Raw genomic sequence first — 14,377 nt, 5'->3', positions numbered from 1 at the left:
ACTCTGTTTAAGGGTCATTAATGAACAATTATTTCATTTTACATTTAATAACATACCACTTACGAAAATAACTTTAACTATCAAAACGGTTCCAAGTTCCTGGATCATTTTTATCTACTTCTACACCTGGTACATATGCTTCATCAGTATATGGTCCAGAAACAGTTGAAGCCATTGTCATATTGACGTTAAGTACATCTAAGACAGGTTGTTCCCAATTCTTTTTCATTTTCTCACCTCCTTTCAAGCGAATTTTTGTATAAAACGGTTAACAATCATAACTCTCATTAGAGCCTTATAGTATGGGTCAATTGCACACTCTGGTGTTACTTTCTTTTGAGTCTTACTTACTGCATCCTCAAACATCTCAACACTTACGAATTCAAAGATTCTTGAATTAATATTCAGGCTTCTTAACTCATTACTAAGTTTATCCCAGTGTGGCAACATACGGTGTACCCAATCTGCCCCTTGAACCCCACGAATTCGCTGGTTTAATCTAACTTCATCTGGTAATAAATTCTCAGTTGACCTTCTAATAAGTGCTCGATCCATGCCATTTTGTACATACTGTTCCTCTGGAATGGATAAACAAAAACGAATTACCCTAATATCATTAGTCGGGTCACGCTTTAACAAAGAAAATGGTAAGGATAATTTAGAAGCTAATGTATTACTAGCATTCCAATGAAAAACCTCTGAAAAATGACTTTTTCTGTGTTCGAATACATCGTTTGAACTAAACCATCCTGTTTCATCCATTCCAAATTCACTTAGCTTATTATATACATCTGTTTTTCTTGCAAATTCACTATTTATTAACGCTGGCATTTCATAAGGTGATTGGCCAGCTTTTAAGAATTTATTTATCCTAGGAAATGCAACCTTTGCTATTAATGGAAGACGTCTATATCTACTACCTCCCACAACTTGACTATACTGATTTAACTCTTGACTAAGACGTACAAACCTTAGTCGTTTTAAAAGAAAACCATAATACTCAATCGCAGATCCCCAAGAAATTGATAAGTTTCCTCTTCCTCCATTAAGTAATACGCCCACTCCCTTCTCTTTTGCTTTTTCAAACATACCTTTTAACCAAAAGGAGTTCTCAAAAAACTTATACGGCATCTCCATTAAATCTAAGAAGCTGTCAATTTCAGTATAAGGATCTCTTCCAGCAAAGTCGTGGTAATTATCAGATATATTCCCTACATACCTAACAGTCTCCTTAATAAAAGGTGTTTCATTAGGCATGATGTTTCTTGGGGTAAAATCTACAAAATCAGCTGGAGGGATATAACTAAATGTATGTAATAGTTTCTTTTCTTCTCTTAATTTTCTTGCTGCGAAACTCACGATTGAACCCGAGTCTAACCCACCACTTAATTGGGCCCCCACTTCATGATAGGTACGAACACGACAATTCACAGCCTCTTGAAAAATTTCTTGAAATGCTTCTACATAATCTTCATTTTTTTTGTATTTTATTTTCTCAACTGAAGTTAATGAACAATACCTAATAAGCTTTATTTTATTACCTTCAATTAATAGGCTATGAGATGGTGGGACTTGCTCAACGCTTAAATAAGGTGTTACCGAAGCATCTACTGTATCCACCATTCCTGATACAGCCAAGAATTCTGCTAGCCATTGTTGATTTAATCTTGTTTTAATGTACGGTAAAAGCAACAGAGGTTTGATTGTAGTACAAAAAGCAAATCTCAGATGATCAAAGTAGTAATATAAGGTTCTAGTGCCTGAAAAATCCCTTGCTCCAAAAATCCGATTTTTTCTTTGATCCCAAATCATAAAAGCAAAATCACCAACTAGATATTTCGGAGATTCAATTCCCCATTTAGAATAAGCGAGTAAAATTAATTGACTATCAGGCATTGATTTTCTTAAGTGCTTCTCAACCTGCAATCTTTCAAATAATTCTAAGCGGTTATCTATAATTGCATCTGCTGTAATAGCTAATTCTCTATTACGATCATAAAAAGGAAGTGGTTCACCAACTGATTCAGGTGTAATCCATTGGGCAAGACAACCTAGGAATATATTATCTAGGTGCAATGTTTTGACATCATTAGCTGGAAACTTTTTTAACTCACTCATTAGAGTATCAGTATCTTCAAAAGATACTTTCTCTTTTCTTATGTTATGGATGCCAACTATTGCACTCATAAACTCTCTCCTTAGTTCTCGTTTTAAATACAATATGTCGCTGGTTCTATGTGTAGATATTCAGTCGGTTAGTTCTTTATTAAGAACGATATAACCGAAATATATCATGTCCCTTGGGTGGTGTCAATTTATATTTGTGTTTATTATGACAACTCATTGTTGATAACTTATATTCTTCGAAATTATTTTGCGTTAAATAAATATATATCATAGAGCCGGATGTAATCCTTTCAAAAGTGAGCCCTTCATTATAACTAATCTCCATACTGGAGGGATGGTAAATATTCTTAACCTTTTCCTATTTAAGTTATCTCTCTGGTTTAGGCAGAATTATGTTTTTTAAATGAACTATTATTTAAGTTATAGTGAATACAGAATACGGTACATGATGACTTAATAAATCGAACATCTCAATGATTCATAAGCGATATTAATTCACAGGTAATTTTACTTTTCCAGATTTCATTTTTATAACTACTGAATTCATTATATTTCTCAATATTGCATATAAATACCTACATTCACTTGTCTTATAAAAAATAACAGTATATACAACGTTTGGAATGATGAGACAGATTACGCCTTTTAAAAATAATCCTAAAAGATTTTCTAATAAGATAAACCCACTTATAAAGCTGGTAACATAATATGTACATACTCCAATGCATAAGAAATAAAAATACTTACTAAAATATTCTATCAAAGGTTTGTTAAAAACTTTTTTATATACTAAATATGGTGTAGTCCAAAACGGCACTACTAACGAACTAACCATTGTTCCTATGAACACTCCAACAATGCCAATTTGTTTAACTAAAATAATAGAAATTATTAAATTAACAGCTGCTTGGCAAAGTGGCGCATATCGATCTTCATGAAAAATACCTGCGGTTGTTTTGACAGTTGTAATCGCATTTCGCATTCCTCTTTCATAAAAAATTATCATTAAGACAATAAGAACTGCCTGCCCCATTAAATATTCTTTCCCCAACCATAAAAGTATAAAAGGTTCTATTAATACAGCTAATGCTATTGTGAAGAAAGAATATAACCAGAAGTTTAAAAAATAATATACTTTATATATATTATAAATTTTCTCTTTATTTTCCTTTGCAACTAGGTTAGCTACACTGTGATAGATATTGTTAAAAATTTGATTAATAAAAGTTCTACAAATGTCTATTAGCATTACATAGTTTGAATATAAACCTACTGCAGCGACACTAATAAAAGATGAAATGATGATATTATCTGTACCAAATACTAAAAATACACCTATATTCTGCATTACAATAGCTTTGACGTTTCTCATAATATTCTGTTTAGTTTCAATATCTAGTTTCTCAACAACTTTGTTTTTTAAAAAAGGGTACATCCTATTTACAATAGAAGCTAATATAATAGTAGTTGTAATAGTTATAACACTCTCAATTAAAAGAAATAAGATATAGTTCTGTGTGTAATATAATATTGCAATCTTTAAAACGGTAGAAACTATTGAGGACACGGAATATACAGCCGTAACAATATAGCCCTTTTGACTAACATTTAGAAAAGAGTTCTTATGTAAATATAAGTAGGGGATAACTGTATTTATTAAAAATATTATATATATAACATTAATATTATCTGCAGAAGTATCCCTAATAAATAGATCTAGAAACGGTAACAATGTTAGACCTAAAACTAATATTACAATAGCAATTGCTAAATACGCATTTCGATAAAGCTTCATTAGTACATTTATTTTTTGTTGGTCATTTTCAGCAACAGGTTTGTAAAGACTATACATGATACTGGAGCCTATACCAGCTTCTGCTAATGCTAACATTGCAAAAATATTAGTTAACAATCCATTTATTCCTAGATATTCGATACCTAGGCTATTTATAAAAACCGTTCTTGATACAAAACTTAGCAAAGTTATTATTAGTTGATTTCCTAAACCTGCAGAAATGTTAATTATAGAATTCTTAGTTCTCATTTTTTTACCACTATCATTTCTCAGTAATATAGTTGTTATCTTATTTTGTTAACCCTTCCAATAAGGCTTCCACATCAGCCATTCTATTCTTTAATGCAAAAAAAGAACTTCGCTGCTTAGCTTGACTATGGTAATAATCCAATCTATTTGGCGTTTCTAGCACTTGAATTATTGCTAGAAACAAACCTTCCTCACTATTCTCACAAATACAACCACATTCTAGGTTTCCAAATATTTCATCCATACCAGAACAATCAGTAGTAATTACTGGTTTTCCCAGAACAATTGCTTCAATTACAACAGTACTTAGGCCTTCTGCATAGGAAGAACAAATTAAGCAATCAGCAGTTTTAATAAATGGATATGGATTACTTTTTTGTCCTAATAGAAGGATTTCCTGTTCTAATTGGTCACGTTCTATAATTAATCTTAAATGCTCACGTTCTTCACCATCACCAATAATCCATAAACTAAATTTATAGCCCTCTCTTTTGCATCTTGCCAAAACCGAAATCAATCGTTCATATCCCTTTATTGTAATTAAACGTCCCACAGTAACAAATTGCACAAACTGTTTAGGTTTTATTTCTTCTTTCTGCGCCTTCGTGCGAATCAAATCATCTTGAACCGGATTATAAACACAACGAGGTTCAGATTCTGGAAAAATGAATTTATATGATTTACAGACTGCCTCAGATACACCGACAATCTGACTAAAGGATTCATACACTTTTTTCTTTTCTTTAATTTGGTTAATAGTTAACTTCTCATATAACCTATGTTGATCTGTATGTAACCACGCTATTTTGTAACTGTCTTGATTCGAAAAACTAACAAATTCCGTTGGCCAACCTTCATAAAATGCCACTTCAACATCAAATTCGTCATTAATTAAATATTGATAAATTTTTTTTTTTGATAGATGTGCATTCATATAATTAAATATTCGATACCGTATTCCACTAGTGTTGTCAATTAGATACTTGTACTGTACATGCGATTTGAATCCGTCTTCAAATTGGAAGCAGTAATCTGAATATACACTGTTCTTAAAAAGTGCAATTACTGTAACTTCATATTTTTCAGGATTTAAATTATTTACTAGGTCAATTAGAACTCTCTCTGCTCCTCCAACTACCATTGACTCAATGTAAAAAGCAACTTTTTTTTTCATACTGTCATCTCTATTCGAATCCTCAAAATTATCCACCCTATAAAATGAATTTCTTAAAACAAACTTTTTCATCTAATTAAGCTCATAAATAAACATACAGAATATTAACTTTTTAATATTTCATACTTAATACTTCACCACAAATATTATCTTTCATGAATAAGAGATTTACTTTTAAATAAAAAGATTGCAAAATATAAAACTATAGGATGAATATCTAGTAATTTCGCAGCCTTTAGTAAATTTATGTTTGATTTGACAAAATTATAGTACAAATTATAGTTTGCCAGTTTACCCTTTAAATTATAGTTATAAAATTTTATTTGTTGCTTAATATATATAGCTGTCCCTTTAGGATTTCGTGCAAAAACCTGAGTCATATTTTTTGTTAATCCGTCTTCAAGGTACTCACAAATATATATGGTTTTATTAAACCATCTTATCTTATACCCGTCATAAGCCATTCTATCCCAGACTGTTGCCTCTGTAATAAATTTTTCTCCTTCTATTTCATCAAACTTATATTTTCTAAGGATTTCCGTATAAAAAACTTCTGCTTTATCACCTGTTATATTGAATTTGTTTCTTTCAAGTGATGTTGCGTCCTTGTATTCTCCAATAAATGAAGTACCATGTATTTCATTATCATTTCTTCCTCTATTACCGGCAATTCCACAAAAATACCTTTTATTCTCTATAGTTTTCTCCCAACTAACTACGTCTTCTAATGCTACATTAACAAGTTGATCATCCGAGTCAACTATAAAAAATAATTCACCTTTTGCTAAATCAGTAGCCTTATTTATAGCTCTATGCTTGCCCCCATTTTCAACTTTATAATATCTAATCGTAAATTCATTTTTTTCTGCCTTCCATAAATTAAATAAATCTTCTGTATTATCTGTAGATCCATCATCGATTACTAACCACTCAAAATTTTTGTATGTCTGTTCTTTTAAAGATTTATATAGTTGTTCTATTATATAACCTCTATTGAAGGTAGGAGTAAAAACTGTAATTTTCATGGAATTTGCACCTCACTTTTGCATACACTAGGATACTCTTTTCTGGTTTTCTTCTTTTTTCAAAATGTTTATAATGTAATAATTTATAGTTCTAATACTAAAGCCTTGTGTAAATGGTAATATATTAAACAAACTTGAATATACCCCTATATCTTTAGTATCCCCTTGTGAGAAATCAACTGCTCCACTTTTTCTTGTGACACTCATTAAGTAATTTAAAGCTTTATCAGTACTTTCTAAACAATCATCAGTAATCACATTTATCCTTGCTGCATTTAGTAAGAACCAACATAATGTTGCTGTTGTAGATGAATCAGATCGAGTTTCTTCTCTTGTAACAGTCCAATTCCAACTACCATTCTGTTGTTGGAAAGACACGGATGCTTTTGCGAACTTTATTATAATTTCTTCTAGATCATCTTTATATTTATGACCAAGAGGTAATTCAGACCAAGAATCTATAAGTCCTATAGCAAACCACCCTAGACCTCGCCCCCAACCATATAGACCAAGAGGGACATTATTATCTATTTTGTAAACATGACTAGGAATAAAATGCTCTTTTAACATACCATACTTTACATATTCTTTAATTTGCCTAATACCTAATTCAATACATTCTTCTTTGTTAAACCTAACACCATATGTTATTAAGAAAGGACAAACAAATCCAATAGTATCTACATACCTATAACTTTTCATAAATTTCCTATATTCTACCGTACCATCCTCACCTATATGGTCTTTTATCATTTTCCAAGTTGCATCAAAAGCACATTTGTATTTTTCAGTATCTATAAAATCAATTTTCATAACTGCATAAGCAAGAATAGCCGCATCTACATGTTTTGGTTTATTTAACCAATGGCCATTTCGATCAAACTTTAAGTTTATATACTCCAAAATTTCTTTTTTTATTTCCCCATCATTTTTTAGTCTAAATGTCTCTGTTAGTCCTAGTAAAAGTGCTGCTTCTTGCCAATCTTGAATAGCCCTACTACTATAATTTCTTTTTAGTATATCTATAGCAATTAATCTCGTATTATCTGTTATTCTAATTTTTGGTGTTTTTAACAGCCAACGTATACCCATGTTACTTATTTTATGATTCCATAAAATTTTGTCCTTAAATCTCCCAATTTTTATTCTCTGAACCCAATCATTTACTAATGGAAAAATATCAATATAACCTACTAATAAAACCATAAACAGTATTAAATATAGTAAGAGTTCAAATAATATCATTTAGTAAAAATCCCTTTCAATTGGTTCTGTAAATTTTAACTGATTCACTTCACATATCCAACTTTATTATCTAATTGTTCTGACATCTCATTACACATTTCTATTGTAATATTTTGATCCAAGCTCTCGGACTGACTTTGTAACAATACTTCCAGCTGCAATAATTGCATTAGTACCAATAGTTACACCAGGCATTATTAGAGCTCTTGCTCCAATAAATACATTGTCTTTTATTATAATTTTAGCTATTTTTGTGTAGTTTAAATATCGCTTTGTACTAGCATCATGTGCAAGAAGATATACTTGGGGTGCGAAGGTTACATTATCTCCTATTTCTATTAACCAACAATGTGCATAATCGATTGTACTACTGCCAAGACCATGACAGCTTTTTCCAACTTTCATCCCCCTTTGTAAACATGCTTCTACAGTAAGTTGTTCAAGTGATGTTATTCCTGCTTTTACCTTTAAAAATCTCATCAATTTACTGAACATAAGTTTCTCCCTTGGATTATTTTAGTTATAAATATAAAATGTATTAATGATTACATTATCTAATGCTAATTTCCTACCATCTATATAAATTAACTATTATTGAAGTGAAATGGTTTCTTGAATGTTTCTGCTCTCACAATTATAGTAATTTATACAAAATAGTTCTTTTCAAATTCCCTATTACTAGTCACACAGTTTATAGAGCTTCTCTATTTCCTCTTCGGTTCCAAGTTTTAGATTTGATAAGTTATGTACTAGATTGTTTCTTAGATAGTTATCTTTTATTAACTTCTCAATCCCAATAGCAACTGAATTTGAGTTCATGTCAACAATCAGACCGTCTACTCCATCGTTTATTTGATCTTTTGCAGTACTAAAATTTGTAACAACGATTGGCTTATTCAATATTTTTGCTTCATCTATTGCGATGGATTTTCCTTCAAATCTTGATGTTTGCACATATATATCCGCTTGTTTAATATAAGGGTAAGGATTAGCTTTAAGTCCTAATAATTTAAAATGATTTTGTAAGTCGTTTTCTTTGATTAGCTTAATTAACTTTTCCCTTTCTTCTCCATCTCCTATAATATTCCATTTTATTTTAAATCCCTTATCTCTTAATTTTTTACAAGCTTCTATAGCAACTTCAAATCCCTTTTGATAATGTAATCTACCAATAGAAATAATATTAATTTCTTTATGGTGTTTATCATATAAGCTCTCTTCTATATTTGCCATTTTATTAATTACACTAGGTGAAACAATATTATAGATAACTTCTATCTTTTTACTTTGGCTAGGAAACTTCTTTCTTAAAATATTTGCACATTCTTCAGAAACAGTAACAATATTTGATAATTTATTAAAATACTTTATGTCATAATTTGGATTCATACCTAATTGATCGTAGTCAATATGAACCCATCCAATCTTCTTACTTGCATTTACCTTATCCACACAGAAATAAGTTGATGTTTTTTCTAGAAAACCAATTGCTACGTCATAATTCCGTTCTAACTTATCTAGGGATTTGGATATATATTTCCAACTTTCTTGCTCCTTGATAGAAACAATTTTATTACTCTTGTTATTTAGTGCAAATTTCATTCTGTTATAAATTAAATTAAATTTTCCTTTTATAAATAGTTCTTTAATAGAATAAAGAAGTGGTAAGCTGAATAGCTTATAATCCTCTGGTAAATTAATAACATTAACCTCTTTGGGTAAATATCCCATAAAAATTCCGTCATGAGTAAATAAAAACAGATCAACATTGTAATACTCAAAATTTATCTGGGACAATAAATTAACTAAACTTTTTTCGCCACCGCCAGCAGACAAACTTGGGATTACAAATAATAAGTTTCTCTTCATATCTTTTCTCACATCAGTGCAAATTGCTGTTTTAAATATTCTACTGCTTTGTATGACATTTTCTTAATTTGCGGGATAGATTTTTGCAATTTATTTTTCAATTCTTCTTCATTAAGGACCATTTCATCAAATTTCATTTTTAGTTTTTTGTTATCTGAAATATCTTCAATTCCAAGTACTAGTTTTTCATCACCAAAGATATCTTTCGAGATTCCCTTTGATTTAACACTGTATCCAAGGACCATTGTTGGAACACAGCTTGAATATGCAGCAATTGTAGCATGAGTTCTAGCACCAATAAAAAATCTCATCCTTGAAATATACCCCTTATATTGTGTAGCATTTAAATTATCTGGTAAGATTATCACTCTACTAGTACTCTTAAATTCTTCATAGTATTTATAAAGAACTTCATAATCATTATTCCCTTCGTCTATAACATGAGGTGTAAGTGCAATGGTCATATTGGTATTATCTAATATATGATTAATTAGATCCCTCACAGCTACTTCAGAAGATGTGTTTTTTTTCTGGACAAGCGGGCTAAAGTTTAAACCTAAAGTATTACCAATTTGCCATCCTTCAGGTAGTGGAAGTTCATGTTTTTCCATCGTAAAAGCCGAATCTGCACATAGTTCTACAGTTTTTAGGCCTTTATTTTTTAAAAGTTCATATGTTAATGTCTCTCGGGCCAAAATTAAATCGAATGATTTTAAATCTTCAAGTTTTGCTTCTGACATATCTTCTTCTCCGATTGAACAACCCCATAATATTAATTTCTTCCCTTTGGCTTTTACACGTCGATGTATCTCATACCATCCAGGCTGCTCTCCATAACAGTAATTATCTCCACCTATCGATAAACACACATCTACGTATTCAATATGTTTAATAATATTTTGGTGTATTTTTCCCAAAGCATAAGATTCATCATTATACACCTTCACTTTTAATGCTGAAACTAACCACTCATAAGAGTACTTCTGAATACTCAAATCTGCCCCATCATATATTCCATCTAAATTAGTAATAATACGATCGGTATCAGGTCTCCCAGAAACTAAGTACACTTTCGCTTCGTTTATCTTTTCTTTAATAATATTAGTAGAAGATCGTACAATTGCTTCACAGCCTCTATTCTGGCTTCCGCCATGAAAAAACATTAGTATTTTCATTATCCATGCCTCCTTTTAATCTACTTACTTCTAAGCCTGCTGTATGTTGTTGCAAAATATAATCCTAAGACAAATTTCTTGTTAATCATTTCAAGGATAAACTTCTCATATCTTCCTAAACTTGCGTGAAATTCACCGTAAAATATCGGTAATGCATTTCGAACATTTTCATGTCTAATCATTTTTTTTATGTAGGAATATCTTTGATTAAAACTTAATTCTTTAAATGAATTAAAATATAAATGAATGTAAGATATAACACTCTTGATTAACTTTATTGATTTTAGCTTATTAATTATTTCTTTATCTATATGAAAATAATAGTCTTCCGGATACTTTATGTTATATACGTCTATAGCCCTTTTAAAATAGTCTTTTTCAGATATATTTCTAGTGGCACTTCCTTTTACTTCTCGGTAATGATATCCAATATAATCTATATATTTAACAGTTTTAGCACCACTTAAAAAGTGCATATTAAACATACCGTCTTCCCCTAATTCAATGTTGTTGGGAAAAGTAACATTATTTAGTTGAACAATTTTACTTTTATAAATTTTTGTACAGACAGTGTTTAAATTATCCTCTTTCAAAAAATAAGGTAATAAATCCTGTTGTATAAAGGTCTTATTGAGGATTATATTACTTGGAAATTGATATCTCGTTACTACTTTTCGACCTTCAGTTTCCCCTTTGAAATTTGAAAAAACCATATCACAATTACTTAGTTTTGCAGAATAATATAATACCTCATACATTTCCTTCTCAATAAAATCATCTGCATCTACAAAACCAATATACTCTCCATAAGCATACCGTAACCCATTGTTTCTAGCTGTACTGACACCCTGATTCTCCTGGTTAATAAGCTTAATTCTTGAATCTAATGCTCTATAATTTTCGATAATAAACTTACTCTTATCAGTAGAACCGTCATTAATAAAGATAAATTCACAATCCTGGAGTGTTTGATTTAATAATGAGTTAATACATTCTGTTAGATATTCTTCCGCATTAAAAACCGGAACAATTACACTAACTTTAATATTCAAGCTTTATACACCCCTTTTTTATCAGCTTTAACCAATGATTTTATAAAGTTTTTTTAATTCATCCACATTACTGTAATCAAATTCTTTTATATTATTTACCAACCTTAAAGACAATTCTTGATTTTTCATTATTCTTTCGATGGCCGCCGCAATACCCTCTACACTAAGATCACATATTATTCCTTCATTTCCATCTTTCAATTGGCTTTTTGCAGTAGGATAATTAGTAATGATAATGGGTTTGCCTAAAATTTTAGCTTCTGTAACTGTAACTGCTTTTCCCTCGTACCTTGATGGTTGCACATATAAATCACATGCTTTCATATAAGGATATGGGTTTGTTTTTTTACCAAGTAGAATAAAACTCTCATTCAAATCGTTATGTTCTATGAGTTCTTGAAGTTCTTTTTCATATCCTCCATAGCCAATGACATACCATTTTATATTTGTTAATCCCTTATCATGTAGCCTCCGAAGTGCATGGATTGCAAGATCATAGCCCTTAACATAAGATAATCTTCCTACTGATAAAATATTGAAAAAATTCTCATTTTCCTTCGGAAGTGAAACAGTATCATTTGCCATTTTTCTTATAAAATTAGGTGAGGTAATATTTTCTATCAATACCACCTTGGATTTGAGTGTTGGATACTTCTCTACAAATGACTTTGTACATTCATCTGAAATAGAAGCAATATAATCAAATTTATCCCATATCAGGAAGTCTAGTTTATTATCAATTTCTAATTTACTATAATCAGTATGAATCCACGCTACCTTCTTTTTGGCTTCTACCTTTTCTGCCAATATATTGTGCGGCCAAGCATAACTTACTGAAAGGTCATACTTTTTTGATTGCTTAGGTAGAATATAAGTTAAATACTTCATTGTTAGCTGCATTTGAATATAACCAGAACCTTCTTCCAGTTTCCTAGATATGCCCTTAAAAATTGCAATATATTTACTTAATACTCTTATTAAAGCTGAAAGAAAGTGTCCCTCTTTCAAACATTGAATAATCGATTTTCTAAAAACTGTATATTTATTATTTTGTGGTAAGATATTTACTTGACAGGGTATTAAATTCATAAAGTCACCAGTATGGTTGAAAATTAGTAAATCTACAGTATAACTACTATAATCTATACTTTCGAGCATGTTAATTAAGCTTCTTTCAATACCACCAATTTCCATGTTATAAACTGATATTAAAATACTTTTCTTCATTCGTAATCCTCTCAATCTATGAAAAGCTTCAATTGGCTGTCTTTATAGTTTTAGCACTAGCACTCTTAAAGTTCTGCATTTGATTCTCCCGCTTATTAATAAATAAAGTGTTAGTGGGAACATTACCATTTACAATACTTCCGGCAGCAATTACACAGTTATCTCCAATAGTTGTATTTCGTAAAATTACCACATTGGACCCAATCCAAACATTCTCTCCTATCGTCACTTCACCAATTTTCAAATGATTATTACCTGGTTCTTTATAATTATGATCATGATCATTTATACAAACATTCGGTGCTATCTTAGTATTTCTACCTATTGTAATTTTACTTACACAATTAATATTACAGTTATCATTAATGAATACTTTTTCTCCAATATTGAGCTCACCCTCAAAATCAATTCTAAAACTAGCATTTTTTCTTACAAAAACGAACTTTCCAATAGAGACTTTTGCATTCTTATTAAAAATTTCTATTCTACTGTTAGCCTGCATAGAAAAGACGGTAGAGGAAATGTTCTTAAAATAAATCAACTTAAAAATATAACCTCTTGAAATACCAATCAAATACGACAGGTTCATTAGAAGTGTATAATATACCCCTCTTTTTCGGGACTCTGCGGTAGTATTTTTAATAATTTTTGTTAGAATATTCATTCAAATCACTCCTTGAGGATTTGTTCTTCTGTCTTAATTGTCTTATTCTAGCTATATTTTCCCCACCCACAATCTTCGCTAATGAAACTTTTATATTACTCTTTAACCTTGCAGTAGGTGGTAGCCAGCTCTTATAGAAGTGGTGCATAGCAAAAGTGTTATCAGTAATAAACTTTCTACAATTAATATAATCATATGGAGAAAAATACGTTTGAGGGTAAAACGTTCCTATTCCTTCTATAACTTGATATGTACCATTTGTATTAAGTCCTTTTTTTTCTAACATATCTGTTACAATAGCTACATTGGTCAATTCGTCAAATGAACCATCTTCTTTTTTGAACTTCTTATCCTTATAGAATTCTAGAAAGTGTCCAATTAATGTATTACTTTTAGCTGATCCAATTGTACTGGTAGCAATAAAATTTTCTTGCTCAAATCCCCAGAATGATTCGTGATGGAGTAGTTCATCGAATGTTTTAAATACTTCTACGTCTGTATCAAGGTAGATACCTCCTATATGGTAAAGAGCATAAACTCTTACATAATCACTGACAAAAGCAAATTTCCTTGATTCATACGCTTGTTTAACATAGAGAATGCTTAAAATATCAAAGGTTTGTTCATTCCACTCTATGATTTCATAGTCAGATAAATGTTGTTTCCAGCTTTCAATGCACTTCTTTACAATAGCGGGCTTATCATTTCCGCCAAACCAACAATAATGGATGATTTTAGGGATTTTTTGTTCTATCAACATATAAGTAACACACCT

12 protein-coding genes and 1 pseudogene are annotated in these 14,377 nt (G+C 30.5%); all 13 read right to left on the bottom strand.

Features of this window, described 5'->3' with window-relative positions:
• Positions 1-73: 73 nt before the first annotated feature.
• Complete coding sequence (locus BLQ56_RS23205) at positions 74-229, bottom strand: paeninodin family lasso peptide (protein ID WP_139163099.1); 156 nt, start codon at positions 227-229, stop codon at positions 74-76.
• A 14-nt stretch (positions 230-243) separates the two neighbouring features.
• Positions 244-2,187 (bottom strand): lasso peptide isopeptide bond-forming cyclase, encoded by a 1,944-nt coding sequence (locus BLQ56_RS13920; RefSeq protein WP_090855380.1) that lies wholly within the window; start codon positions 2,185-2,187, stop codon positions 244-246.
• A gap of 430 nt (positions 2,188-2,617) precedes the next feature.
• Positions 2,618-4,171, bottom strand: a complete 1,554-nt coding sequence (locus tag BLQ56_RS13915; protein ID WP_090855378.1) for a lipopolysaccharide biosynthesis protein — start codon at positions 4,169-4,171, stop codon at positions 2,618-2,620.
• Between the two features lie 40 nt (positions 4,172-4,211).
• The gene (locus tag BLQ56_RS13910; RefSeq protein ID WP_175490305.1) at positions 4,212-5,345 is read right to left on the bottom strand and encodes a glycosyltransferase; all 1,134 of its coding nucleotides are present in this window, start codon (positions 5,343-5,345) and stop codon (positions 4,212-4,214) included.
• A gap of 146 nt (positions 5,346-5,491) precedes the next feature.
• Positions 5,492-6,370, bottom strand: a complete 879-nt coding sequence (locus tag BLQ56_RS13905) for a glycosyltransferase family 2 protein (RefSeq protein WP_090855373.1) — start codon at positions 6,368-6,370, stop codon at positions 5,492-5,494.
• Between the two features lie 27 nt (positions 6,371-6,397).
• Positions 6,398-7,612, bottom strand: a complete 1,215-nt coding sequence (locus BLQ56_RS13900) for a glycoside hydrolase family 88 protein (protein ID WP_386756458.1) — start codon at positions 7,610-7,612, stop codon at positions 6,398-6,400.
• 132 nt (positions 7,613-7,744) lie between these two features.
• A pseudogene (locus BLQ56_RS24250) lies at positions 7,745-7,849 on the bottom strand (DapH/DapD/GlmU-related protein); the annotation flags it as partial.
• 444 nt (positions 7,850-8,293) lie between these two features.
• Positions 8,294-9,484, bottom strand: coding sequence for a glycosyltransferase (locus BLQ56_RS13890; protein ID WP_090855367.1), 1,191 nt, complete (start codon positions 9,482-9,484; stop codon positions 8,294-8,296).
• Positions 9,485-9,492: 8 nt separating this feature from the next.
• The gene (locus tag BLQ56_RS13885; RefSeq protein ID WP_090855365.1) at positions 9,493-10,659 is read right to left on the bottom strand and encodes a polysaccharide pyruvyl transferase family protein; all 1,167 of its coding nucleotides are present in this window, start codon (positions 10,657-10,659) and stop codon (positions 9,493-9,495) included.
• A 20-nt stretch (positions 10,660-10,679) separates the two neighbouring features.
• On the bottom strand, positions 10,680-11,711 hold the full coding sequence (locus BLQ56_RS13880; protein ID WP_090855363.1) for a glycosyltransferase: 1,032 nt from the start codon (positions 11,709-11,711) through the stop codon (positions 10,680-10,682).
• 27 nt (positions 11,712-11,738) lie between these two features.
• The gene (locus BLQ56_RS13875; RefSeq protein WP_090855360.1) at positions 11,739-12,938 is read right to left on the bottom strand and encodes a glycosyltransferase; all 1,200 of its coding nucleotides are present in this window, start codon (positions 12,936-12,938) and stop codon (positions 11,739-11,741) included.
• 28 nt (positions 12,939-12,966) lie between these two features.
• Positions 12,967-13,602 carry an acyltransferase gene (locus BLQ56_RS13870; protein ID WP_238457264.1) on the bottom strand — a complete coding sequence of 212 codons (636 nt, stop codon included), beginning with the start codon at positions 13,600-13,602 and terminating at the stop codon, positions 12,967-12,969.
• Positions 13,577-14,362, bottom strand: coding sequence for a glycosyltransferase family 32 protein (locus BLQ56_RS13865; protein WP_090855357.1), 786 nt, complete (start codon positions 14,360-14,362; stop codon positions 13,577-13,579). The genes BLQ56_RS13870 and BLQ56_RS13865 overlap by 26 nt, the downstream gene beginning before the upstream one ends.
• Between the last annotated feature and the right edge of the window lie 15 nt (positions 14,363-14,377).

The sequence above is a fragment of the Litchfieldia salsa genome (assembly GCF_900104555.1).
Taxonomy (GTDB): Bacteria; Bacillota; Bacilli; order Bacillales; family Bacillaceae_L; genus Litchfieldia; species Litchfieldia salsa.
The sequence above is the reverse complement of the archived record's forward strand: the minus strand, read 5'-3'. Positions and strand labels throughout refer to the sequence as shown.